We start from the raw sequence: 24,208 nt of genomic DNA, 5'->3' as shown, positions 1-24,208 counted from the left end.
CGGCATGTCCGCCGCCTGGGGGCCGGGGAAGCGGCCGGGTACGGGAGCACCCCTACGGGAGAGACCAGGGTCGAGGCGTCCTTGACTTGCCCGGTACGCGATATATCGTGTTACTCAGGTAGACGCGATACATCGCGACCATAACGGGAGGCGACAGCACCATGAGCCAGTGGACGGTCAGTGAGCCGCAGCGGATCGGCTTCGACGGACAGCAGGTCGACACCCTGCACGTGCGCACCATCGGCGGCGCGGTCAACGTCGTCGCCACCGAGGGCCCGGCCCGCCTGGAGGTCACCGAGCTGGAGGGCGAGCCGCTGCTCGTCACCCTGGAGGACGGCATCCTCACCGTGACGTACAAGGACCTCAGCTGGGGCGAGTTCGGCGAGGCCGTGAAGTCGGTGCAGTCGGTCAAGTACTTCTTCGCCTCGCTGCGCCGCAAGCGCCGGGCCGTGGTCTCGCTGGCCGTCCCGGCCGGCGCCGAGGCGAAGGTCGGCACGGTCTCGGCCGACGCCACGGTCTCCGGGCTCACCGGCAGGGTCTCGGTGAACGGCGCCAGCGGGGAGACCACCCTGGTCGGCCTCACCGGCCGGACCGATGCCAACACCGTCTCGGGCAACGTGGACGCCCAGTCGGTGGCCGGCGAGCTGCGGGTCAACACCGTCTCCGGCCAGGTCACGCTGGTCGCCGGGGCGGCCGAGAAGGTCCAGGCCAACTCCGTCAGCGGCGACGTCACCCTGGACCTGGACGTCGAGACCGCCGCCGACATCCGCGTCACCACGGTGAGCGGCGCGGTCGGCGTCCGGCTGCCCTCGCTCGCCGACACCAAGGTCGAGGCCGGCACCACCAGCGGCGACCTCACCAGCACCTTCGACGAACTCAAGGTCGGCGGCACCTGGGGCGCCAAGAAGCTCTCCGGCCAGCTCGGCAGCGGCAACGGCAGGCTCCAGGTCACCACCGTCTCCGGCGCGGTGACGGTGCTCCGCCGCCCGGACGCCGAGGACCGCCCCAACCTGGTGAAGGAACTCCCCTCCGCCGGCACTCAGGAGGCATGACATGACCCCCGTCTTCGGCCACGGCCGGCTCCGGCTCTACCTGCTCAAGCTCCTGGACGAGGCCCCCCGCCACGGCTACGAGGTGATCCGGCTCCTGGAGGAGCGGTTCCAGGGCCTGTACGCGCCCTCGGCCGGCACCGTGTACCCGCGGCTGGCGAAGCTGGAGAAGGAGGGCCTGGTCAGCCACACCACCGAGGGCGGCCGCAAGGTCTTCCGCCTCACCGACGCCGGGCGCACCGAGCTGACCCTGCGCCAGGACGAACTGGCCGAGCTGGAGGTGGAGATCCGCGAGTCGGTGGCCCAGCTGGCCGGGGCGATCCGCGAGGACGTCCGGGACAGCGCCAAGGACCTGCGCGAGGAACTCTGGGGCGCGGCCAGGAAGGCGCCCAGGCCGCAGGCCGAGGACGGGGCCGGCGCCGGGGCCGGGACCCCCTGGGACGGCCCGTGGGGCGACAAGGAGTCCTGGCAGCGGGCCAAGGAGGAGTTCGCCCAGTTCAAGGCCCAGGCCAAGGAGCAGGCGAGGCGGGCCAAGGAGCAGGAGCGGGCCGCCAAGGCGAAGGCCAAGGCCGCCGAGGAGGAGGCCCGCAGGCTGCGCGAGCAGTCCAGGGCCGCCAGGTCCGCCGCACAGCAGGAGGCGCTGCGGATCAAGCACCGGGTGGAGCAGCAGGTCCGCGATGCGGCGGCCCGCGGGGACTGGTCCTCCGGGCTGGCCGAGGGGCTCTCCGAGCTGACCAGGAGCCTGGCCGGGCTGGCCGACGCCGCCAAGTGGGGCTACCCCGCAGCGCCCGAGGAGGAGGTCCGGGTCACCCGGATCGACCTGGACAAGGAGGACCGGGACCGCAGGGCCGAGCAGCCCCCGGCGGACCTCCCGCCGTGGACGGAGACCGACCCTTCGGCCGACCCCGCCCGGGAGTTGGAGCGCCTGCTGGACCGCTTCCGCGACCAGGTCAGGGACACCGCCCGGGACACCGGGGTGACGGCCGCCCAACTCGCCGAATCGCGTGGCGCGCTGGCCGCAGCGGCGGCGCGGCTGCGGCAACTCCTGGGCTGACGGGCGGGCCACCGGCCGCGCGGGGAACCGCGCGCCCGGTGGAGAGTCAACCGCCGCCCCGGGAGGACGGGTTCACGGGGTCAGGACGAGCTTGCCGAAGACGTCGCCCTTGGCGAGGCGGGCGAAGGCGTCGCGGGCCTCGGTGAGCGGCAGCACGCTGTCGATCACCGGCCGGATCCCGGTGTTGACGCAGAGCGAGAGCAGACCGGCGAGCTCCTCCTTGGTGCCCATCGTCGAACCGGCGACGTTGAGTTCGAGGAAGAAGATCCGGTGCAGCTCGGTCGCGGGCGGGTGGTAGCCGGAGGTGGCACCCGAGATGACGATGGTGCCGCCGGGCCTGAGGGCCTTGACCGAGTGCGCCCAGGTGGCGGCGCCGACGGTCTCCATCACCGCGTCCACCCGCTCGGGCAGCCGGGCGCCGCTCTCGAAGGCGGCGTCCGCCCCGAGTTCGACCGCACGGGCCCGCTTGGCCTCGTCCCGTCCGGTCACCCAGACCCGCAGTCCCGCCGCCTTGGCCAGCACCACCAGCGCGGTGGAGACCCCGCCCCCAGCACCCTGGACCAGGACGGTGTCGCCGGGCTTGACGCCCGCCTTGGTGAAGAGCATCCGGTAGGCCGTCAGCCAGGCGGTGGGCAGGCAGGCGGCCTGCTCGAAGGAGAGTTCGGCGGGCTTGGGCAGCAGGTTCCAGGTCGGTACCGCGACGCGCGCGGCGAAGGTGCCCTGGTAGCGCTCGGTCAGCAGGGAGCGCGGTTCGTCGGGGCCGACCCCGTGGCCGCTCTGGCCGATCACCGAGTGGATGACGACCTCGTTGCCGTGCTCGTCCACCCCTGCGGCGTCGCAGCCCAGGATCATCGGCAGCCGCTCGGCGGGCAGTCCCACCCCGCGCAGTGACCAGAGGTCGTGGTGGTTGAGGGTGGCGGCCCTGACCGTCACCACACTCCAGCCCGGACGGGCCTGCGGTTCGGGGAGTTCCCCCAACTCCAGCGCGCTCAGCGGGTCGTCGGCGTCGATACGTGCGGCGTAGGCAGCGAACATGCCCCGGACGATAGCGGCGACGGCGGTGGCCCGGAACCACGCGGCGGTGTGACCTCCACCGCGTGTCCCGGCTTCGCCGGGTTGAATGCCGTCGGGGCGCGGGGAACTGTGCGAAGCGGAAGGCACCGGGCCGCGGGTACCTCCGGTGGACAGGTTGCAGCACCCCGCCGGGAGGCCACCACGTGCAACTCGCCCACCATCTCCGGCTGAACCCAGTCGTCTTCCGCCTCGCGCGGTTCCCCGCGCCCCTGACGGCCTTCGGCCGTTCGGCCGTTACCGCCGTGCGACGCCCTCCGCGCGGGCGGCCTCGGCCACGGCCCTGGTGACCGCCGGGGCGACCCGCTCGTCGAACGGCGAGGGGATGACCTTCTGCGGCGTCAGCTCGTCGGCGACGACGGCGGCCAGCGCCTTGGCGGCGGCCAGCTTCATGCCCTCGGTGATCCGGCCGGCCCGGACCTGGAGGGCACCGGCGAAGATGCCGGGGAAGGCCAGCACGTTGTTGATCTGGTTCGGGAAGTCGCTGCGCCCGGTGGCCACCACGGCCGCGTACCGGTGCGCGACCTCGGGGTGGATCTCCGGGTCGGGGTTGGCCATCGCGAAGATGAAGCAGCCCTCGGCCATGGTGGCGACGACGTCCTCCGGCACGGTGCCGCCGGAGACGCCGATGAAGACGTCCGCACCTGCCAGCGCCTCGGCCAGCGAGCCCTTGAGCCCGGCCTTGTTGGTCCGCGCGGCGATCTCGGCCTTGACGTCCGTCAGGTCGTCCCGGCCCTCGTACACCACGCCGCGCCGGTCGCAGACCGCCACGTCGCCGATCCCGGCCGCGAGCAGCATCTTGGCGATGGCGATCCCGGCCGCGCCGGCGCCGGAGATGACCGCCCGCAGGTCGCCGACCTCGCGGCTGGTCACCTTGGCGGCGTTCCACAGGGCGGCGGTGGTGACGATCGCGGTGCCGTGCTGGTCGTCGTGGAAGATCGGGATGTCCAGGGCGTCCTGGAGCCGTCGTTCGATCTCGAAGCAGCGCGGGGCGGAGATGTCCTCCAGGTTGACGCCGCCGAAGGACGGGGCGAGCCGGACCACGGTCTCGACGATTTCGTCAACTTCGGTGCAGGCCAGCGCGATCGGGACCGCGTCCACGCCGCCGAACTGCTTGAAGAGGATCGCCTTGCCCTCCATCACCGGCAGCGACGCCTCGGGACCGATGTCGCCGAGGCCCAGCACGGCGGTGCCGTCGGTGACGACCGCGACCACGTTGGACTTCCAGGTGTAGTCGTTGACCAGCTCGGGCTGCTCGGCGATGGCCGTGCAGACCCGGGCCACACCCGGTGTGTAGGCGAGGGACAGGTCGTCCGCGTCGCGCACCGGCACCGTGGCGCGCACCTCCATCTTGCCGCCGCGGTGCAGCGCGAAGACCGCGTCGACCGGGTCCTCGGTGTCCTGGGTGTTCGGGTGGATGATCTCCGCTGCCACGATGACCTCTTCGTCATGATCAGCGAGAGCGCGCGGCCGACGGTCAGTCGACCCGGCACACCTCCCGGAAGGGGAAGCGGAAACCGGGTACGCCTGGGCGTACCCGGAGCCGGGTCGGGGGCGCAGCCGTCGGGCGCGCCCTCGGGTGAGGGTATGGGTTTTCTGCGCTGTGCTTCCGCTCTGCCAGAGCGTCATCCGGCCATGGCCGGACGTCGAGCGTAGGTCGGACCGAGGCACCGCACCTATGCCTTTTTGTCCTCTTCACGCACTGGTCATCGCTGAATCACCTCTTGACGACCGGCGGTTTCGGAAGAACCGGCCGGCCGGTGGCGACAACGGCGACCGGGCACGCGCACTCGCAGGGGTGAACTCCAGACACGGAGGGGAGTCGGCGCTGCGGATCCAGAGTCGGAGTCTTCGACTTCCGGTCCTGCGCGCCCCGGGTCCTCCCCCGCCCTATCGACAGAGGGGGCCCGGCGGTCTGAGTCCTGTTCGGGGGTCACCCGATACCAGATTCTGACACACCCGCCGATCGGCCCGGCAGAGCGGGATGGGAGGATCCCACTTTCGGCCACCGGTCATCCCAGGGCCGTGGCCCGGCGGGGCACGGCACCCGGTCCATCCGCACACCCGCGCAAGCCTGGTGGCACAGCACCCCTCGCCCAACCGGAGGAGCTCACCATGCACCCCACGACGCCACTGACCACGAGCCGCGCCGGGCGGGCCACGGTGGCCCTGGCCGTCGGGACGCTGCTGCTCACGGCCTGCAGCAGCGGTTCGGCGCCCGCCAACCCCGACTCCGATGACCTGCACGGCAAGCTGCCCGCGGCCGTCAGGTCCGCCGGTGTACTGAAGATAGGTTCGGACCTCAACTACGCGCCGGTGGAGTTCAAGGGCCAGAACGGCGAGGCGACCGGGCTCGACCCGGACATCGCGGAGGCGATCGGCAAGGAGCTCGGCCTGAAGGTCCAGTTCGTGGACACCTCGTTCGACAAGCTGATCCCCGCGCTGCAGGCCAAGGACATCGATGTGGCGATGTCCGCGCTGAGCGACAACCGCCAGCGCCGGGACGGCACCGACGAGGGCGGCAAGCAGGTCGATCCCGGCGTGGACTTCGTCGACTACTTCGTCGCCGGGACCTCGATCCTCGTCCAGAAGGACAACCCGAAGAACATCAGGAACCTGGACGATCTGTGCGGCCACACCGTCGCACTCCAGCGCGGCACCACCCAGGCCGAGATCGCCGACCGGCAGACCGGCTCCTGCGCCAAGCTGAAGAAGCCGCTGACCGTGCACCTGCTGGACACCGACGAGCAGGCCCTGGCCGAGCTCGCCTCGGGCAAGGCGATCGCCGACCTGAACGACTTCCCGGTCGCCGCGTACGTCGCCAAGACCGACCCGGACAAGTACCAGGTCTCCAGCGCGCAGCTCCAGCCCGGCCCGTACGGCATCGCGCTGCGGAAGTCCGACACCGCTCTGCGGGACCTGGTGGCCAAGGCGCTGGACCGGGTGATCCGCAGCGGTGCGTACGACAGGATTCTCACCAAGTGGAACGTCTCGGCGGGGGCGGCCCAGAATGCGGTGATCAACGGCGGGTTCTGACGTCTGGTCAGGGAGAGGCCGGGGCGCCGCACTTGGCGCCGCCGAGGTCCGTACGCCCGCATGCAGGGTGACAGGACCGTGGAATTCGTCCGAATAGCGGACATGTCGAGTCCCCGTTATCCGATTTTGATCTGAATAAGAGCCCGCCCATCGACACCGAGTGGCAGGATTCCCACCAACTCGGATCGAAACTGCCCCTTCGGCTCCCCGGCCGTGCGCGGGCACTCCGGCCGGCAGCCGGGGGTGTGCACTCGTTCGAGCCCGTTCGATCACATCGTCCATCTCGGCGGAGGGTGGCGACCAAAGGATTCCGGCAGGACCTCCACCCGACCTCTCCCACAGGAGGAGATTCCCCCTCATGATCGTCCGCACCTCGCGCTCCCGCCTCCTCGCGGCCGGCGCCGTCCTCGCCACCGCCACCCTCGCGCTCACCGCCTGCGGCAGCAGCGGCTCCTCCTCCGGCGGTTCGACCGGCGCCAACCCGAGCGCCTCGGTCAAGGCCGTCACCGCCGACCCGGCCCTGGCCGCGCTCGTCCCCGCCGACGTCAAGGCGAGCGGCAAGCTGGTGGTCGGCGCCGACGCCAGTTACGCACCGGACGAGTTCAAGGACGACAAGGGCAACGTCGTCGGCATGGACGTCGACCTGGCCAACGCCATCGCGCAGAAGCTGGGTCTGACCGCCGAGGTCCAGAACTCCGGCTTCACCGCGATCATCCCCGGTATCGACGCGAAGAAGTTCCAGCTCGGAATGAGCTCCTTCACCGACACGAAGGAGCGTGAGCAGACCGTCGACATGGTCACCTACTTCAACTCGGGCATCGCGTTCGCGGTCAAGAAGGGCAACCCGGACAAGATCTCCGCCGACGACCTCTGCGGCAAGAAGATCGCCGTCCAGACCGGCACCACCGAGGTCGACGACATCAAGGGCAACATCAACCCGGCCTGCACCAAGGCCGGAAAGCCGACCGTGCCGAACGACGGCGACAAGTTCGACCTGCAGACCGACGTCACCACCGCCCTGGTGTCCGGCCGCGACCAGGTCATGAGCGCCGACTCGCAGGTCATCGACTACGCCGTCAAGCAGACCAACGGCCAGCTGGAGAAGCTGGGCGAGACCCGGGACAGCGCCCCGTACGGCATCGCGCTGGCCAAGGGCTCCCCGCTGACCAAGGCGGTCCAGGGCGCCGTCCAGTCGCTGATGGACGACGGCACCTACCAGCAGATCCTGCAGAAGTGGGGCGTCGAGGCCGGGGCGATCACCAAGTCCGAGATCAACGCCGCCAAGAGCTGACCCCCCGCCGGAACGCACCCCCCGAGGCCACCAACGTGAACTCTCCCGACCAGGGGGAGGTGACACCGGGACCGCCGGCCACCATCAAGGCCGTCCCGGTTCGCCACCCCGGACGCTGGGCCGGAGCCGTCGTCATCACCGTGCTGGCGGCGATGCTGCTCCACGCCCTGATCTTCAACCCCGCCTTCGAGTGGAACGTCGTAGGCACGTACCTGTTCGACTCGAGCATCCTGCGCGGCCTCGGGGTCACCCTGGAGCTGACCGCGCTGTCCATGGTCATGGGCGTGCTCGGCGGGATCATCCTCGCGGTGATGCGGCTGTCCCCGAACCCGCTGCTGTCGGCCACCGCCTGGTTCTACATCTGGGTCTTCCGCGGCACCCCCGTGCTGGTCCAGCTGGTCTTCTGGAACTTCCTCGGCGCACTGTGGCCGAAACTGTCGCTCGGCATCCCGTTCGGGCCCTCGTTCTGGTCGGAGTCGACCAACTCGCTGATCCCGGTGTTCACTGCGGCCCTGCTGGGCCTGGGCCTCAACGAGGCCGCCTACATGGCGGAGATCGTCCGCGGCGGCATCCAGTCGGTGGACGAGGGCCAGGGCGAGGCCGCGCACGCGCTCGGCATGAGCCGGTTCCAGACCATGCGCCGGATCGTCCTCCCGCAGGCCATGCGGGTGATCATCCCGCCGACCGGCAACGAGACCATCTCGATGCTCAAGACCACCTCGCTGGTCAGCGTGATCGCCCTGGAGGAGCTCTTCCGGGCCGGTCAGAACATCTACTCGCGCAACTTCCAGACCATCCCGCTGCTGATCACCGTCAGCCTCTGGTACCTCTTCCTGACCTCGGTGCTGACCATCGGGCAGTACTACATCGAGCGGTACTACGGACGTGGGACGACCCGGACCCTGCCGCCCACACCGCTGGCGCGGCTGCGCGGCCTGTTCGCCGGGAAGCCGGTGCCGAGCGGCAGGTCCGACGTCGTCCCCGGCCTTGAGGGAGGTGGTCACGTATGACCGACCTGGCAAAACCCCGGACCTCCGGTGAGCCGATGGTCAAGGCCGAGGGCGTGCGCAAGTCCTACGGGCTGGTCGAGGTGCTCAAGGGCATCGACCTGGAGGTCGAGCAGGGCGAGGTGTTCTGCCTGATCGGGCCCTCCGGCTCCGGCAAGTCGACCTTCCTGCGGTGCATCAACCACCTGGAGAAGATCAACGGCGGCCTGCTGTCCGTGGACGGCGAGCTGGTCGGCTACGCGATGAGGGGCGGCAAGCTCCACGAGCTCAGGGACCGCGAGGTCGCCCTCAAGCGCCGCGACATCGGCATGGTCTTCCAGCGGTTCAACCTCTTCCCGCACATGACCGCCCTGGAGAACGTCATCGAGGCGCCGGTGCAGGTCAAGAAGGAGAGCCGGGCCGCCGCCAAGGAGCGCGCGATGGCCCTGCTGGAGCGCGTCGGCCTGGCCGACAAGGCCGGGAACTACCCGACCCAGCTCTCCGGCGGCCAGCAGCAGCGGGTGGCGATCGCCCGTGCGCTGGCCATGAAGCCCAAGCTGATGCTCTTCGACGAGCCCACCTCCGCGCTCGACCCCGAGCTGGTCGGCGACGTCCTGGACGTCATGCGCGGCCTCGCCGAGGAGGGCATGACGATGATCGTCGTCACCCACGAGATGGGCTTCGCCCGCGAGGTCGGCGACGCGCTGGTCTTCATGGACGGCGGCGTCGTGGTCGAGTCGGGCCACCCCCGCGACGTCCTCACCGACCCCCAGCACGAACGCACCAGGGCCTTCCTCTCCAAGGTGCTCTGACCCCAGCGCCCGGCGCCCGGCAGGACCATTCCTGCCGGGCGCCGACGCGTTCCCCCGGCAGGTAATACCCTGGACCCAGCTCGCCCGTTACCGGCCCTTGGAAGGACCACCGTGGAGCTCGCCTCGTACGCCGACTACGCCGTCCGGCTGGTGAACAGCGAGGAGCCCGACCGCGGCACCGACACGCTGACCTCCGTGGACGCCGTCCGGGCCCTGTTCGGCGCGCCCTCGCGGGCCGCCTCGCTCGCGGACGAGAGCGACCTGCCCCGGCTGCGGGGCGTGCGGGTCCGGCTGCGCGGGGTTTTCGAGTCGGCGGCCGAGGGCGACCAGGTCAGGGCGGTGGACCTGCTGAACAGCCTGATGGTGGAGTACCCGGTCAGCCCGCTGGTCTCCGGGCACGACGACCTGAACGAGGCCGGGCAGCCGCGCTGGCACCTGCACCTCGCCGACAACGCGCCGACCGCCGCCGCCAACTTCACCGCCGTCGCCTGCATGGGCCTGGCCATCCACCTCACCGAGCTGGGTGTCGACCGGCTCGGCATCTGCCAGGCCACGCCCTGCCGCAACGCCTATCTGGACACCTCGACCAACCGCTCGCGCCGCTACTGCTCGGACCGCTGCGCCACCCGCGCCAACGTCGCCGCGTACCGGGCCCGCAAGCGCGAGGAGGCCCAGCGGGCCGCGCAGGCGCTCACGGTTCGGGGCTGACCGGACGGCAGACCCCCAGACGGGCCGCCAGCCGGCCGCAGCGGGCCAGCGGACCGTACGTCAGCGCCCGCTCCAGCGCGGCCGCCGGGGCCAGCCAGGCCGGGCGCGGACGCACCCTCAGCAGCACCCGCCCGAGCACCAGGTCGTCCGGCACCGCGCCGTACTCCCGGCTGTCCGTCAGCACCAGCGGATTGTCCGACAGCAGCCACCAGCCGCCGGGGCGCCGCCCGGCCGCGCGCTTCACCACCAGCAGGTCCTGCCGCAGCGGGTGCCGGAACAGCACCACCGCGCCGGGCCGGATCCGCGCGCCGTACCTGACCACCACCTGATCGCCCGCCAGCAGGGTGGGGCGCATCGACGGCCCGGCCACGTCGACCACCCCGAACGGCAGCAGCCCGCCGCCCGTCGGACGCTCCCCGCCGTCCATCCGACCGCCCGTCATCCGTGTTCCCCCAGCTCCGTCGTGTCCCGGTGTGCCGGGTTCAGCATCCCCCAGCCCGGCCGGGTTCCGAAGGCCGCCCGAAATCAACCGGTTGAACCTCCTTCTTTTGCCCTAGGCCCCCGGCCCAACCACGTAACCGGGCGGGCGGAGAGGTAATCTCAGGCGCGGGAAGACGATCTAAGGAAGGACTCCCATGTTCTCTCGTCTGTTTGCTCCGCGAGCCACCGCGCACGCCCACTGCGACCTCCCCTGCGGCGTCTACGACCCGGCCCAGGCCCGCATCGAGGCCGAGTCCGTGAAGGCGACTCAGGAGAAGTACCAGGCCAACGAGGACGCGCAGTTCCGGACGCGCGCCATCGTCATCAAGGAGGAGCGCGCCGAGCTGGTCAAGCACCACCTCTCCGTGCTGTACACCGACTACTTCAAGGCTCCGCACTTCGAGAAGTACCCGGAGCTGCACGACCTGTTCAACCGGGCCGGCAAGGCCGCCTCGGCCGCCAAGGCGTCCACCGACCCGGCCACCGGCCAGGCGCTGCTCGACCTGATCGCCGAGATCGACACGATCTTCTGGGAGACCAAGAAGGCCGCCTGATCACCATCGGCACCTCCGAGGGCCCGGCCGCTGCACACGCAGCGACCGGGCCCTCGGGCGTTCCGGGCGCCCCCGGCGTCCCGGACTGCGAAAACGCCCTCCCGGCAGCGGTGGGTCCGCGAGTACGCTCGCCGTATGATCCGCACCGCCGCAGTCACCGACGTCCCCGTCATCCACGCCATGATCCGCGAGCTGGCCGAGTACGAGAAGGCCCTGGACGAGGCCCGGGCCACCGAGGAGCAGCTGCGCGACGCGCTGTTCGGCGAGCACCCGGCCGTCTTCGGCCTGATCGCCGAGGACGACGCCAGCGGCGAGCCGGTCGGCTTCGCGCTGTGGTTCCGCAACTTCTCCACCTGGCGCGGCACCCACGGCATCTACCTGGAGGACCTGTACGTCCGCCCGACCGAGCGCGGCGGCGGCCACGGCAAGGCGCTGCTGACCGAGCTGGCGCGGATCTGCGTCGAGCGCGGCTACTCCCGGTTGGAGTGGTCCGTCCTGGACTGGAACGAGCCCTCGATCGGGTTCTACAAGTCGCTGGGCGCCGTTCCGATGGACGAGTGGACGGTGTTCCGGCTGACCGATGACGCCCTCCGGGAACTGGGCGGCTGATCCGTGTCCGTCGCTCGTTCCCGTGACGGCTGGCCCGGATCGCGACATCGGGCCTCCTCTCGCGGTAACGTCTCGGGCGGATGCGCGGCGTTCCGGCCTCTCCCGGGTGGGTATGACCGGTACGTACCGCACCACCCCTCTGGACAGTTGGGGCGAAGCAGTTGAGCCAAGCAACAGGAAGTGCCGCGGCCGCAGGGCCGCAAGCACCGCGCGTCACCCAGGAGGTGAGGGTGTCCCAGATCGACGGCGAGCCCGGAGTGAAGGACTTCGTGGAGGTCCGGCTGCCCGCAGCCGGGGCCTACCTCTCGGTGCTGCGAACGGCCACCGCCGGCCTCGCGGCCCGGCTGGACTTCACCCTGGACGAGATCGAGGATCTCCGGATCGCGGTGGACGAGGCCTGCGCCATCCTGCTTCAGCAGGCGGTGCCGGGCTCGATCCTCAGCTGCGAGTTCCGGTTGGTCGGGGACTCGCTCAGGGTCACCGTCGCCGCACCGACCACGGACGGCAAGGCCCCCGAGCGGGACACCTTCGCCTGGACGGTGCTCTCGGCGCTGGCCGGCGAGGTGGACTCCTCGGTCGGCCCGGACAACACGGTGTCGATCAGCCTGCACAAGAAGCGCGGCGGTGCGACCACCGCGGGGTGAGAGCCGGCCGTGAAGCCGTACGCGCGATCTGCCGCGCGTACGGCTCCCCCGTACCGCAGTGCGGTACAACCAATGTGAAGTGCTCCCGGAACGGAACGGGTGATCGCCGTGAGTGATCTGGACCGCACAGGTGTTGCCGGCAGGCCGGCCGCCACCGCCGACGTGGCCGTGCCGCCCCAGGCGAGCACCGCCGCCCCGTACCACTCCCGAAACGCCGCAGACGACGTGCACCCGAAGGACACCCATCGGATGAGCCAGCCGACCGACCCGACGCCGGACCAGCAGCCGGACGCCCAGCAGCCGGGCCGTGCCCAGGACGAAGGTCCTGCGGCCGACGACGACCTCGTCGACGCGCTGACGGCCGAGGAGCTGAAGGCCGCCGCCGAGGCGGTCCGCAGCGCGGTGCCCACGCAGGACCGGCACCGGTCCGGCGCGCCGGACCGGGAGGCCGCCCGAGCACTCTTCGTCCGGCTGGCGGCGCTGCCCGAAGGGTCCCTGGACCGGGTCGAGCTGCGCAACCAGCTCGTCCGGATGCACATCCCGCTGGTCGAGCACCTGGCCCGGCGCTTCCGCAACCGCGGCGAGCCACTGGACGACCTCACCCAGGTCGCCACCATCGGACTGATCAAGTCAGTGGACCGCTTCGACCACGAGCGCGGGGTGGAGTTCTCCACCTACGCCACTCCGACCATCGTCGGAGAGATCAAGCGGCACTTCCGCGACAAGGGCTGGGCGGTGAGAGTGCCGCGCCGGCTCCAGGAGCTCCGGCTCTCGCTCACCACCGCGACCAGCGAGCTCTCCCAGCGGCACGGCCGCTCCCCCACGGTGCACGAGCTGGCGGAGCACCTCGGCATCTCCGAGGAGGACGTGCTGGAGGGCCTGGAGTCCGCCAACGCGTACTCCACGCTCTCGCTGGACGTCCCGGACAGCGACGACGAGTCGCCGGCCGTGGCGGACACCCTGGGGGCCACCGACGAGGCACTGGAGGGCGTCGAGTACCGCGAGTCGCTGAAGCCGCTGCTCGCCCAACTCCCGCCGCGCGAACAGAAGATCCTGGTCCTGCGGTTCTTCCGGAACATGACGCAGTCCCAGATCGCGGCCGAGGTGGGCATCTCGCAGATGCACGTGTCCCGGCTGCTGGCCCGCACGCTCGCGCAGCTGCGCGAGAAGCTGCTCGTCGAGGAGTGACGCGTACGGCCGGAGAGCCCAGCTCTCCGGCCGTACGCGTGCGGTCCTGCCCGGCCGGCCTCAGTCGGCCTGCCGACCGTAAAGGGCCTCGGTGGCACGGGGGTTGAGCAGGCTGACGATGCCGGCCAGGCCGAGGGCGACGACCACGACCGCCAGTGCGGGCATCACGCCGTCGCCCTGCCACATGTAGTACGCGACCGGCAGGCAGATGGTGTTGGTCAGCACGGCCGGGCTGCGGCCCCAGCGCTGCAGCCTGAGCAGGGCCCACGCGGCCGCCAGCGGCAGCAGGCCCATCAGCAGCAGCACCACGCCGCCGAACTCGCTGCGACCGAGTGCCGCCGAGTCGCCGAGCAGCCCCGAGACCATGTCGTAGATGCCCCAGCCGGCCAGGACGGCCCCTTCGAGCGCGGTGATGACGGCGCCCCTGAGCAATGGGCCCGGCCTGCTCGGGGCCGGGCTGCTCGGAGTCTGCGCGGTAGTTTCTGCGGTCACTCCAGCAGGGTAACCGCCGCCTTCTCCGGATGGCCCCGTAGGCTGATCGACATGCGCGCTCTCCTGGTCGTGAACCCCAAGGCCACCACCACCAGTGGACGCACCCGCGATGTGCTCATCCACGCGCTGCGCAGCGATCTGAAGCTGGATGTCGCGGAGACCCGGTACCGGGGCCATGCCCGCGACCTGGCCCGCCAGGCGGCCGTCGAGGACGGTGTGGACCTGGTGGTGGCACTCGGCGGCGACGGCACCGTCAACGAGGTGGTGAACGGGCTGCTCTCGCACGGCCCGGCGGAGCGGCTGCCCCGGCTCGCGGTGGTTCCCGGGGGCAGCACCAACGTCTTCGCCCGCGCGCTGGGCCTGCCGAACGACCCGGTGGAGGCGACCAGCATCCTGCTGGACGCGGTGGAGCAGGGGCGGGAGCGGGCGATCGGCCTGGGCAAGGCGATGACCGAGGGCCTGCCGGACCGCTGGTTCACCTTCACCGCGGGCCTCGGCTTCGACGCCGGCGTGGTGGGCCGGGTCGAGGAGCAGCGCAGGTCGGGCCGCCGGTCCACGCACGCGCTGTACGTCAATCAGGCGGTCAGGCACTACATCACGGAGCGTGAGCATCGCCGGAAAGGCCCGATTCACCTGGAGATCAATGGCGAGGAGTCGGTGCCGGGATTGGTGATGGCGATAGTCTCCAACACCTCGCCATGGACCTTTCTGGGTAATCGCCCGGTGGTCCCCTCGCCCTCCGCCTCCTTCGACACCGATCTTGATGTCTTCGGTATCACTCGAATGACGGCGTTCGGTACGGCTCGAACGGTCCGTCAGATTCTGCGTTCGCACAGTCCTGCCAATGGCCCCACGGGGCCGGTTGGCCCACGGGGAAAGCACGTCGTCTCCTATCACGACGTCAGACACTTCACCTTGGTTTCACAGGAACCGGCCCCGTTTCAGGTCGACGGGGACCACCTTGGAGACAGGAGTCGCGTCAGTTTCACAGGCGTTCGGCGGGCACTGCGTGTGATTGTGTGACCAGAAGGGGGTTTCCCCCTTCTTCTCGAACGCACAAGCCCCCTTCACCCCATAGAAGTACGGGCTGTGAGCTAGGCGACACCGAAGAATCAAAAATTCCTACCCGAAGGGGGTTGTATCCCGGCCCGAGGTTTGCGAACCTCTACATGGCGATCGGGACACGTCCCAGCAACCCCGCAGGACGGGCGTGGCAGGCGACGGCTCCCTTGATCCGCCCGAACCCCACCCCAGTACAGACCACCCAGGCCCGGGCGGGCCTTGGTCTCTTTTGCTGTTGCGGGATTCGTGAAAGCGTTCACATTCACAAGCCGCCATCGAGTGAGTCGGCCGGGCCACCCGCCCACCGACCGGAGGAGTTGGACATGGACTGGCGCCACCGCGCTGTCTGCCGCGAAGAGGACCCGGAGCTCTTCTTCCCGATCGGGAACACCGGTCCCGCTCTGCTGCAGATCGAGGAAGCCAAGGCCGTGTGCCGCCGCTGTCCCGTCATGGAGCAGTGCCTGCAGTGGGCGCTGGAGACCGGCCAGGACGCCGGCGTCTGGGGCGGAATGAGCGAGGACGAGCGCCGCGCGATGAAGCGCCGTGCCGCCCGCAACCGCGCCCGCACCGCCTGATACACACTCAGCTCGACCTGATCAACCCATGATCAAGGGCTCCGCCCCCGCGACCACGGTCGCGACAGCGGCCGAGCCTTCCGCAGGACGGGCCGCGCCTCGGCGAGGTCCGGACCACGCCGAGCGGCCAGGCCACTTGATACTGTTCACTTAGAGCAATACTGTGGACCTGTGACGCTCACCGTGTGCAACACACGGGCCCGGCGTCGCACCACCAAAAGAGCCCCCGTTCCGGCCGACTCCCCCCGACGGCCGGAACGGGTTGAGAGGCCCTGTCGACCCACCCCCCCGGTCGACAGGGCCTCGTTTCTGTATCCGGCTCCGCCGGTCCCACCCGCCGACTCCGCCCGCCGGTCCCGGGGTCCGGCTCAGCGGATCGGGATCTCCAGGACCACCTTGGTACCGCCGCCCGGTGCGGCGACCATGTCGAAGGTGCCGCCCAGCTCGTTGGTGCAGAGCGTGCGGACGATCTGCAGGCCGAGGTTGCCCGCCTGCTGCGGATCGAAGCCCTCGGGCATGCCCGTGCCGTCGTCCTGCACGGTGATCAGCAGGTACTCGGCCGGCCTGGCGCCGCTGTTCCAGCTGTCCGACCAGCCCTTGCCGCTCGCGGGAGCCCGGCCGCGCAACGCGCCGACCTCCAGGTTTCCTTCGGACTTCGTACCGAAGGCGTGCTCCAGGGCGTTCTGCAGCAGTTCGGTGAGCACCATCGCCAGCGGCGTGGCGATCTCGGCGGGGAGGATGCCGAAGCTGCCGGTGCGCCTGGTCACCACGCGGCCGTCCTGGGACAGCTCCTTGACCATCGCCAGCACCCGGTCGGCGATCTCGTCGAAGGCCACCTTCTCGTCCAGCGCCTGGGAGAGCGTCTCGTGCACGATGGCGATCGACCCCACCCGGCGGACGGCCTCGTCCAGCGCGGCCCGCCCGGCCTCGGAGTCCATCCGGCGGGCCTGCAGGCGCAGCAGTGCGGCCACCGTCTGCAGGTTGTTCTTCACCCGGTGGTGGATCTCCCGGATGGTGGCGTCCTTGGTCATCAGCTCCCGGTCGCGGCGGCGCAGCTCGGTGACGTCCCGGCAGAGCACCAGCGAACCGGTGAGCGTGCCCTTCGGCTTGAGCGGGATGGCCCGCAGGGTGACCACTCCGCCCTGCACCTCGACCTCGGTCTGCCGCGGTGCCCAGCCGCTGGCCAGCTTGACCAGTGCCTCGTGCACCGCGCTGCGCGACGGCGGGACCAACTCGGCGGTGGCGCTTCCGAGATGACTCCCCACCAGGTCGGTGGTGAGGCCGAGCCGGTGGTAGGCGGAGAGCGCGTTGGGGCTGGCGTAGGTGACGATGCCCTCGGCGTCCAGCCGGATCAGGCCGTCGCCGACCCGGGGGGCGGCGTCCATGTCGGTCTGCTCGGCGGGGTAGGGAAACGTTCCTGCGGCGATCATCTGAGCCAGGTCGGAGGCGCTCTGCAGGTAGGTGAGCTCCAGCCGGCTGGGGGTGCGCACGGTCAGCAGGTTGGTGTTGCGGGCGATCACCCCGAGTACCCGGCCCTCACGTCGGACCGGGATCGACTCGACGCGGACCGGGACCTCCTCGCGCCACTCCGGGTCGCCCTCGCGGACGATCCGCCCCTCGTCGAAGGCCGCGTCCAGCAGCGGACGGCGGCCGCGCGGGACCAGGTGGCCGACCATGTCGTCCTGGTACGAGGTCGGCCCGGTGTTGGGGCGCATCTGGGCGACCGAGACGTATCGGATGCCGTCCCAGGTGGGGATCCAGAGCACCAGGTCGGCGAAGGAGAGGTCGGAGAGCAGCTGCCACTCCGAGACCAGCATGTGGAGCCACTCCACATCGGCACCGGTCAGCGTGGTGTGGCGGCGGACGAGTTCGTTCAGCGAGGGCACATGGCGAGCGTAACCGGAGGGGGGCCCGCCGGGCCCGGCGGCCGTCCGTCGAGCCGGCCGGTGCCGGGGCCTCCGGGGAAGTTGTCCAGACCAATTTGCGGACCTCCCTGGACAACCGAATTGGTCTAGTCCACAATGAAAGAGCACCAAGGAGCCGCCCCCGCGCAACTGCCCTGACCGCGCGAGGCAGCTCCTCGGTCGGTCGCCGATCGCCCGAAGGCCCCGCACAGCCATCGGTCGGTGGAGGCGCCCGACGACAGCTCCGGGCTGCGGTGCCGCACGGGTTGAGGGTCCTGTGTCGGCGCCGTGGCCCGTAGTGCTTTCTGCTCCCCCGCGGTCGGACAGCGCGCCTCGCCCCGGGGCACCCTGCACGCGCACCCCGTGAGCGACGAACGACGAAGCCCCCGACCTCGCCGGCGAGGTCGGGGGCTGCCGTCTGCGCGCGTCAGTGGGTCTCGGTGACCTTGGCGAGGGCGCGGGGGGCGTCCGGGTCCTGGCCGCGGGCGATGGTGACCTCGTAGGCCAGCTGCTGGAGCGGGAGGATCTCCAGGATCGGCTGGATCTCCTCGGGGACCCCGGCGGGCAGCACGAAGCCTGCGGAGGCGGCGTCCACCTGGTCCTGCTGGCCGAAGACGACCAGGTCGGCGCCCCGGCCGCGCAGGCGGTCCAGCACCGGCTGCAGGGCCTCGCCGCCCTTGCCGTCCGGGACGACCGCTATCACCGGGGAGACGTTGTCCACCATGGCCAGCGGGCCGTGCAGCAGGTCGGCGCCGGAGAACGGGGAGGCCGGGATGTAGGTGGTCTCCATCAGCTTCAGCGCCGCCTCGCGGGCGGTCGGGTAGCCGTAGCCGCGCGAGGTGATGACCAGGCGCTGGGCGAAGCGGTAGCGCTCGGCCAGCGTCCTGACCTCGCCGTGGCGGGCCAGGATCCGGGCCGCCAGCTCGGGCAGCACCTTGGCGGCCGCGCCGTCGCCCCCGCGCAGGCCCTCCACCAGCAGGTACAGCGCGAGCAGCTCGGCGGTGTAGGTCTTGGTGGCCGGCAGCGCCTTCTCCGGGCCCGCCAGCACGTCGATGTGGAACTCGGAGACCTCGGCCAGCGGAGAGCCGGCGTTGTTGGTGACCGCCAGGGTGATGGCACCGGCCTCGCGGGCGGCCTTGGTGGAGGCCACCAGGTCCGGCGAGCCGCCGGACTGGCTGACGGTGATGACCAGCACGTCGGCGAGGTCCGGCTTGGCGCCGTACGCCGTCGTGGTGGACATCGAGGTGAGGCCGGCCGGCTTGCCCAGCAGCACCTCGATCAGGTACTTCGCGTACAGCGCCGCGTTGTCGGACGTGCCGCGTGCGGTCAGCAGGACGAAGCGCGGGGCGCGGGCGGCGATCTGGGCCGCGATCTCGCGGATCTTGGGGGCGCCTTCGTCGAGGATGCGCTGCAGGACGGCCGGCTGCTCGGCCATCTCCGCCGCCATGATCCGGCCGGGGACGGAAGTGGTCTGCGGGTCGGACATCTGGATGTGCCTCCGATGAGATGGTTGAACCCCCGTCGGACGGATGCCTGACGGGGACCTCTTACGGCGGCGAGTCCGCACACTCGCTGCGAATGATTCCTCCGACGATCCTACGGGGGTCGGAGGGCCCGAGCACACCAGGTGCACCGTCCGGAATCGGGGACGGCGCACCGGGAGCGGCTCAGGAGGGGGTGTTGATCAGCTTGTCGATCGCCGCGTCCGCGTCCTTGGTCGCGGCGTCCACCGACGTGCCTCCCAGGATGTCGTCGAGCATGCCGACCAGCACGTTCTGCTTCTCGACCGCGCTCCAGCCGGGGGCCAGCGGGGTGAACCAGGCGTCCGGCACCGCGTTGGCGGCGGCGGCCGTGGCGGCCTTGGTCTTCAGCTGCTCCAACTGCGTCAGGTTGTTCGGCAGGGTGTCCTTGTCCGCGAGCACCTGCTCGGACTTGCCGCTGGTGAACATCCGGATCCAGTCCTTGGCCAGCTCGGCCGAGGGCGACTTGGCGGTCACCGCGAGGTCCGAACCGCCGATGAAGGAGGGCAGCGGCTTTCCGTTCGGGCCGGGCATGACGGCCTGCCTGAGGCTGTCGGCGAGCTTCGGGTCTCCGGTGAGCGGGGCGGTGGCGCCGGCCACCTCCCAGCCGTTGCCGTAGAGCACGGCCGCCTTCTGCTTGGCCAGGACACCGCTCTGGTCGGCCTCGTTGACGGTGAGGTCGCCGTGGTTGTACGTCTTCACCAGGTCGACGAAGTGCTGGATGCCCTGCTGCGACCTGGCGTCGTGCAGCGTGCCGTGCCAGCTGCCGGAGCTGTCGAAGCGGGCGATGGCGCCGCCGTACGCCGCGACGTAGGACATCGCCGCGTACCAGTACGGGCCCGGCAGGTAGAGCGCGGAGAAGGTCCGGTCGCCCCGGTGCCTCGCCTGGACCTTGTCGAGCGCGGTGCGCAGGTCGTCCTCGGTCTTCGGGAACTCGGCGCTGCCGGTGGCGTCCTGGAACATCGCCGAGTTGTAGATGCCGACCCGGGCGCCCGCGTAGTACGGGACGCAGAACAGCTTGTCCTGGTAGGTGCAGGTGTTGACGAGCCCGCGGATCCAGCTGTCGGAGTTCTCGAAGGTCGACTTGTCCACCGGGGCGAGCGAGCCGCTGAGGATGTACTTCATGGTCTCGGTGTTGCCGAGCTCGACCACGTCGGGGGCGCTGCCGTCCTTGAGCGCCGCGTCGAGATTGCCGACCTTGTCCTTCCAGGTCTGGTATCTCAGCTTCAGCTGGACCTTCGGGTACTTGGCGGCGAACTGGCCGTTGACGCTACGGACCAGTTCGGGCCAGTTGTTCTGGGCCTCCGGCATGAGCCAGACGGAGACCGTGCCGGTGGCGTCCTTGGGATCGGCGGCGGCCGGACCGGCCTTCGCCGGCCCGCCGGAGCCGCAGCCCGCGACCGAGGCCAGCAGAGCCGTGACACCGACCGCAGCCAGCAGCTGACGTTTCACGCAATCCTCCCGAGGAGCAGGTAGGTCTGCGCAGTGGTACAGACCAGCTGGCTGGATATTGGCCTAGACCACATCGGGCGTCAACGCATTCATGGACGTGAAGTGGCTTATGTTGCAGACCTGTTGTGAGTTGTGCGCAGGCTGTGCCCATCGCGTCACCTAGGGTTCCGTTAAGGCCCCCTTAAGGCTCCCTTGAGGGAACACGGTCATCGCCGGACCGGAAAAGCCCGGGGCCCGCCGGAAGGAAGTCTCCAGCGGGCCCCGGGCCGTGACAGCTGGTCAGACCGACTGTCCGGTCAGCACCTCGACGGCGGCCAGCCCGCAGACCCGGGCCGCGCCGTGGGTGGCGACGTGCAGCGCACCGACCGGCACGGCCTGCGGCACGCCCATCTCGACCACCAGCGCGTCCGGACGGGCGGCCACCAGCCGGTCCAGCGCGGCGGACATCCACGGGTGCCGGTGCGCGTCGCGGACCACCAGGACGAGGCGGCGGTCGGCTGCCCCGGCGAGCACCCTGGCCGCCACCTCGTCCAGCTCTACGTCCGGGCCGAACCTGGCCGTCCGGGTCCCCGGGAAGCGGGCCGCCAGCATGCCGGCCACGCCCCAGGGGGTCTCGTCGCCGACCGCGATGTTCGCCTGCGGGGAGAACGAGGCCACATACGGGCGCTCGGTCACCGCGGCGGCGGCCGCACCCGGCGCCCGGACCACCCGCAGGGCCCGGCGGGCGGCCCGCAGGCCGACCGCCAGGTCGGGCTCGGCCAGCTCGCCCTGGGCCTCGATCCTGGCCCAGCTACCCAGGCCGCGGACCCGCCGGGCCGCGTCGGCCAGGCGCTCCTCGGTGAGGCGGCCGGCGCGGACCGCCTCCACGATGGCGTCGCGCAGGTGCAGCACCGTCCCCTCGTCGGCCAGCCCGCCGCCGACGCAGATCGCGTCGGCGCCGGCGATCAGGGCCAGGACGGTTCCCTCGCCGGTGCCGTAGGTGTCGGCGATGGCACCCATCTCGATGCCGTCGGTGACGATCAGGCCCTCGTAACCGAGACCGCCGTCGGCGGGCCGCGCCCGCAGCAGGTCGCTGAGCACGGCCCGGCTGAGGGTGGCGGGCAGCGTCGCGTCCAGCGCCGGGATCATGATGTGAGCGGTCATCACGGCCTTGGCGCCGGCCGCGATCGCGGCCTTGAACGGAACCAGGTCGCGCGAGCGCAGCAGGTCCACGTCCACGTCCACCACCGGCAGGCCGAGGTGGGAGTCGACGGCGGTGTCGCCGTGACCGGGGAAGTGCTTGGCACAGGCGGCCACGCCGACCGACTGCAGGCCCCCCACCCAGGCGGCGGTGTGCCGGGCGCACAGCCCGGGGTCGGCGCCGAAGGAGCGGACCCCGATCACCGGGTTGCGCGGGTTGGAGTTGACGTCGGCCGACGGCGCCCAGTTGTAGTTGACGCCGCAGGCGGCCAGCGCCCGGCCCAGCTCGCGGGCGACGTCCCGGGTCAGCGCCGGGTCGTCGATCGCGCCGAGGGCCAGGTTCCCTGGCCAGGAGGATCCGGAACCGGCCTCCAGCCGGGTGACGTCGCCGCCCTCCTCGTCGATGGCGACCAGGACGTCCGGGTTCTCGGTGCGCAGCGCGGAGGTCAGCGCGGCCAGCTGCCCGGGGTCGGTGACGTTCCGGCCGAACAGCGCGACCGAGCCGAGGCCGGCCGCCAGGTGGCGGCGCAGCCAGGTGGGCGGGGCGGTCCCGACGAAACCCGGCTGAAGGACCGTCAGGGCGTCGCGGTGCAGCTGGTCGCTGTCGGCGACAGCGGGGACGAGAATGCTCACGGTCACCCCTTCACGGCGCCGGCGGTCATCCCGCCCACGGCCTTGCGCTGCAGGAACAGGAAGACGATCAGGACCGGTACGGCGAACAGCGTCGACGCGGCCATCGTGGCACCCCAGTCGTTCCCGAAGGTGCTCTGGAAGGAGGTCAGCCACAGCGGCAGGGTCTGCGCGGTGCCCTCACCGGTCTGTTTGTTCAGGATCAGCACCAGCGGGTACTCGTTCCACGCGGTGATGAACCCGAACAGCGAGGTGGACATCAGGCCCGGCGCGAGCAGCGGGAAGACCACCCTGACGAAGGCCTGGGTACGGGTGCAGCCGTCCACCATCGCCGACTCCTCCAGCTCCTTGGGCACGGCGGCGATGAAACCGCGCAGCGTCCAGATCGTGAAGGGCAGCACCATCATCATGTAGAAGATGGTGAGCGGGACGAGGCTGTTCAGCATCCCGCTGTCGCGGGTGATCATGTAGATCGAGATCGTCATGACCTCCCAGGGCGCCATCTGGGCCGCCATGACGATCAGGACGAAGGCCTTGCGCCCGCGGAACTTCATCCGGGCGATGGCGAACGAGGCCAGGGTGGCGATCGCCAGCGAGGCGAGCACCGCGCAGACGGTGACGGTGAAGCTGTTGCCGACCATCGTCCAGAACTGGTCCGCGTGCACCGCCCGGTCGAAGTGGTCGAGGGTGCCGTCCAGCGGCAGGAAGACCGGCGTTCTGCTGATGATGTCCCGGTCCGGCTTGAACGCCGTCGAGACCATCCAGTAGACCGGGAAGAGGAAGAAGAGGGCCAGGACGACGGCGATGACGTTGGGCCAGGTGCGTCCGATGAGCGAGCGCCTCACAGCTCGTCCTCCTGCTTCAGAATGATCCGGAAGTAGTACGCCATCAGCGCGCCCAGCATCACGATGGTGAGCACGGCGATGGCGGCACCCGTCCCGTAGTGCTGGTTGCCGAAGCCCTCGACGAAGGCGTAGACGGGGAGTGTCTCGGTCAGCCGCTGGGGGCCGCCGAAGTTCATCGCGTAGACCTGGGTGAAGCACTTGAAGACCCAGATGACCTCAAGGAAGGTCGTGGCGAGGAAGAACGGGCGCAGGCTGGGGAAGACCACGGCGGTGAAGATCTTGAACGCTCCGGCGCCGTCCATCCGGGCGGCCTCGTAGAGCTCGGCCGGGATGGTGGTCAGGCCCGCGTACATGTTGAAGGCGACGAACGGGATCGAGCCCCAGACGATCAGCAGGACGATCACGAAGAAGGTCGAGAGCTGGCTGCCGAACCAGTTGTAGTCGGCCATGCCGTGCCAGCCCAGCTTGTCCAGGAACCAGTTGACCACGCCGTACTGCTGGTCGAAGAGCCAGGTGTAGACCGTGGTGCTGGCCACGATGGGCATCGCCCAGGCCATGATCAGGCCGAAGGACAGGAAGAGCCGCATGCCCTTGCCGAGCCGGTTCAGCAGCAGGCCGACCAGGGTGCCGCCCGCCATGATCAGGAAGACGTTGAGCAGGGTGAAGGCGACCGATCGTCCCGCAGTGTGCCAGAACTCCGAACTGCTCAGCTGCGCCGTGTAGTTGTCGAACCCGTTCCACTCGGTCAGGTGCTGGATCAGCTGGCGCCGGTTCAGGTTCTGGAAGGAGATCAGCCCCGTCTTCACCAGCGGCCAGCCCAGCAGCGCCGCGGTCGCCAGAGTGGCGGGCAGGATCAGGAGGTAGGGCGTGCTCCGGGAGAGCAGGCTCGCACCGCCGGCGGGTCTCGCGTTCTTCGGGGTGCCGTCCGCGGTCGCGGCGGCCGGCTCGGTGGCGGCCCCGGCGGTCTTCGCTTCCTTCGGGGACCGTGTCTGCACCCGCTCGGAATGCACAGCCATCGTTCTCTCTTCCTCACACCTGGCCAAGACAGGACGGCGGCGCCGCCCACC

At 70.6% G+C, this 24,208-nt stretch carries 23 protein-coding genes; 13 read left to right on the top strand and 10 right to left on the bottom strand.

Annotation, left to right across the window (positions count from 1 at the left end; genetic code table 11):
- Positions 1-161 precede the first annotated feature (161 nt).
- Both UK12_RS01990 and UK12_RS01985 read left to right on the top strand, forming a co-directional pair.
- Positions 162-1,052 carry a DUF4097 family beta strand repeat-containing protein gene (locus tag UK12_RS01990; protein ID WP_045298720.1) on the top strand — a complete coding sequence of 297 codons (891 nt, stop codon included), beginning with the start codon at positions 162-164 and terminating at the stop codon, positions 1,050-1,052.
- A gap of 1 nt (position 1,053) precedes the next feature.
- Positions 1,054-2,103 (top strand): PadR family transcriptional regulator, encoded by a 1,050-nt coding sequence (locus UK12_RS01985; protein WP_045298719.1) that lies wholly within the window; start codon positions 1,054-1,056, stop codon positions 2,101-2,103.
- A 72-nt stretch (positions 2,104-2,175) separates the two neighbouring features.
- Here UK12_RS01985 and UK12_RS01980 read toward each other — a convergent pair whose 3' ends face one another.
- Positions 2,176-3,138, bottom strand: a complete 963-nt coding sequence (locus tag UK12_RS01980) for a zinc-binding dehydrogenase (RefSeq protein WP_045298718.1) — start codon at positions 3,136-3,138, stop codon at positions 2,176-2,178.
- A gap of 273 nt (positions 3,139-3,411) precedes the next feature.
- Positions 3,412-4,524, bottom strand: a complete 1,113-nt coding sequence (locus tag UK12_RS01975) for an NAD(P)-dependent malic enzyme (protein WP_197084487.1) — start codon at positions 4,522-4,524, stop codon at positions 3,412-3,414.
- A 765-nt stretch (positions 4,525-5,289) separates the two neighbouring features.
- On the opposite strand from UK12_RS01975, the gene UK12_RS01970 reads away from it, so the two are divergent.
- The 5 genes from UK12_RS01970 (at position 5,290) to UK12_RS42915 (ending at position 10,007) form a co-directional block, all read left to right on the top strand.
- Positions 5,290-6,210: an ABC transporter substrate-binding protein gene (locus UK12_RS01970; RefSeq protein ID WP_045298715.1), complete on the top strand. Its 921-nt coding sequence runs from the start codon at positions 5,290-5,292 to the stop codon at positions 6,208-6,210.
- Positions 6,211-6,568: 358 nt separating this feature from the next.
- Positions 6,569-7,501: an ABC transporter substrate-binding protein gene (locus tag UK12_RS01965; RefSeq protein WP_045298713.1), complete on the top strand. Its 933-nt coding sequence runs from the start codon at positions 6,569-6,571 to the stop codon at positions 7,499-7,501.
- A gap of 35 nt (positions 7,502-7,536) precedes the next feature.
- Positions 7,537-8,511 carry an amino acid ABC transporter permease gene (locus tag UK12_RS01960; protein ID WP_045298711.1) on the top strand — a complete coding sequence of 325 codons (975 nt, stop codon included), beginning with the start codon at positions 7,537-7,539 and terminating at the stop codon, positions 8,509-8,511.
- Positions 8,508-9,299 (top strand): amino acid ABC transporter ATP-binding protein, encoded by a 792-nt coding sequence (locus UK12_RS01955; protein WP_269431983.1) that lies wholly within the window; start codon positions 8,508-8,510, stop codon positions 9,297-9,299. The genes UK12_RS01960 and UK12_RS01955 overlap by 4 nt, the downstream gene beginning before the upstream one ends.
- Before the next feature lie 111 nt (positions 9,300-9,410).
- Entirely contained in the window at positions 9,411-10,007 is a 597-nt protein-coding gene (locus UK12_RS42915; RefSeq protein ID WP_045298709.1) for a CGNR zinc finger domain-containing protein, read from the top strand.
- On the opposite strand, the gene sodX is transcribed toward UK12_RS42915, so the two are convergent.
- The gene (gene sodX, locus UK12_RS01945) at positions 9,991-10,449 is read right to left on the bottom strand and encodes a nickel-type superoxide dismutase maturation protease (RefSeq protein WP_063838197.1); all 459 of its coding nucleotides are present in this window, start codon (positions 10,447-10,449) and stop codon (positions 9,991-9,993) included. The two genes, UK12_RS42915 and sodX, sit on opposite strands and share 17 nt — an antisense overlap.
- Positions 10,450-10,642: 193 nt before the next feature.
- Here sodX and sodN point away from each other — a divergent pair, with 193 nt between their 5' ends.
- The 4 genes from sodN (at position 10,643) to UK12_RS01925 (ending at position 13,482) form a co-directional block, all read left to right on the top strand.
- Complete coding sequence (gene sodN / locus UK12_RS01940; RefSeq protein ID WP_045298706.1) at positions 10,643-11,041, top strand: superoxide dismutase, Ni; 399 nt, start codon at positions 10,643-10,645, stop codon at positions 11,039-11,041.
- A gap of 135 nt (positions 11,042-11,176) precedes the next feature.
- The gene (locus UK12_RS01935) at positions 11,177-11,650 is read left to right on the top strand and encodes a GNAT family N-acetyltransferase (RefSeq protein WP_045298704.1); all 474 of its coding nucleotides are present in this window, start codon (positions 11,177-11,179) and stop codon (positions 11,648-11,650) included.
- 230 nt (positions 11,651-11,880) lie between these two features.
- On the top strand, positions 11,881-12,294 hold the full coding sequence (locus UK12_RS01930; RefSeq protein WP_045298702.1) for an anti-sigma regulatory factor: 414 nt from the start codon (positions 11,881-11,883) through the stop codon (positions 12,292-12,294).
- A 108-nt stretch (positions 12,295-12,402) separates the two neighbouring features.
- Entirely contained in the window at positions 12,403-13,482 is a 1,080-nt protein-coding gene (locus UK12_RS01925; RefSeq protein ID WP_231590996.1) for an RNA polymerase sigma factor SigF, read from the top strand.
- 60 nt (positions 13,483-13,542) lie between these two features.
- Here UK12_RS01925 and UK12_RS01920 read toward each other — a convergent pair whose 3' ends face one another.
- Complete coding sequence (locus UK12_RS01920) at positions 13,543-13,974, bottom strand: hypothetical protein (protein ID WP_045298700.1); 432 nt, start codon at positions 13,972-13,974, stop codon at positions 13,543-13,545.
- A 51-nt stretch (positions 13,975-14,025) separates the two neighbouring features.
- Between UK12_RS01920 and UK12_RS01915 the strand changes: the two genes are divergently transcribed.
- Both UK12_RS01915 and UK12_RS01910 read left to right on the top strand, forming a co-directional pair.
- The gene (locus UK12_RS01915) at positions 14,026-14,997 is read left to right on the top strand and encodes a diacylglycerol/lipid kinase family protein (protein ID WP_045298698.1); all 972 of its coding nucleotides are present in this window, start codon (positions 14,026-14,028) and stop codon (positions 14,995-14,997) included.
- Positions 14,998-15,359: 362 nt separating this feature from the next.
- Positions 15,360-15,611: a WhiB family transcriptional regulator gene (locus UK12_RS01910; RefSeq protein WP_014138019.1), complete on the top strand. Its 252-nt coding sequence runs from the start codon at positions 15,360-15,362 to the stop codon at positions 15,609-15,611.
- 368 nt (positions 15,612-15,979) lie between these two features.
- On the opposite strand, the gene UK12_RS01905 is transcribed toward UK12_RS01910, so the two are convergent.
- The 6 genes from UK12_RS01905 to UK12_RS01880 form a co-directional block, all read right to left on the bottom strand.
- Entirely contained in the window at positions 15,980-17,497 is a 1,518-nt protein-coding gene (locus UK12_RS01905; protein WP_045298695.1) for a PAS domain-containing sensor histidine kinase, read from the bottom strand.
- Between the two features lie 445 nt (positions 17,498-17,942).
- Positions 17,943-19,001, bottom strand: coding sequence for an SIS domain-containing protein (locus UK12_RS01900; RefSeq protein WP_045298693.1), 1,059 nt, complete (start codon positions 18,999-19,001; stop codon positions 17,943-17,945).
- Positions 19,002-19,182: 181 nt separating this feature from the next.
- The gene (locus UK12_RS01895; RefSeq protein ID WP_045298691.1) at positions 19,183-20,487 is read right to left on the bottom strand and encodes an extracellular solute-binding protein; all 1,305 of its coding nucleotides are present in this window, start codon (positions 20,485-20,487) and stop codon (positions 19,183-19,185) included.
- Positions 20,488-20,766: 279 nt separating this feature from the next.
- Entirely contained in the window at positions 20,767-22,299 is a 1,533-nt protein-coding gene (locus UK12_RS01890; protein WP_231590995.1) for a glycoside hydrolase family 3 protein, read from the bottom strand.
- Positions 22,300-22,301: 2 nt separating this feature from the next.
- A complete protein-coding gene (locus UK12_RS01885) occupies positions 22,302-23,141 on the bottom strand; it encodes a carbohydrate ABC transporter permease (RefSeq protein ID WP_045298689.1) in 840 nt (279 codons plus the stop codon).
- Positions 23,138-24,157 carry a carbohydrate ABC transporter permease gene (locus UK12_RS01880; RefSeq protein WP_045298687.1) on the bottom strand — a complete coding sequence of 340 codons (1,020 nt, stop codon included), beginning with the start codon at positions 24,155-24,157 and terminating at the stop codon, positions 23,138-23,140. The genes UK12_RS01885 and UK12_RS01880 overlap by 4 nt, the downstream gene beginning before the upstream one ends.
- Positions 24,158-24,208 lie beyond the last annotated feature (51 nt).

The organism is Saccharothrix sp. ST-888 (assembly GCF_000955975.1).
Lineage (GTDB): Bacteria > Actinomycetota > Actinomycetes > Streptomycetales > Streptomycetaceae > Kitasatospora.
Note: the sequence above shows the minus strand (reverse complement) of the source record. Positions and strands in the feature narration are given on the sequence as shown.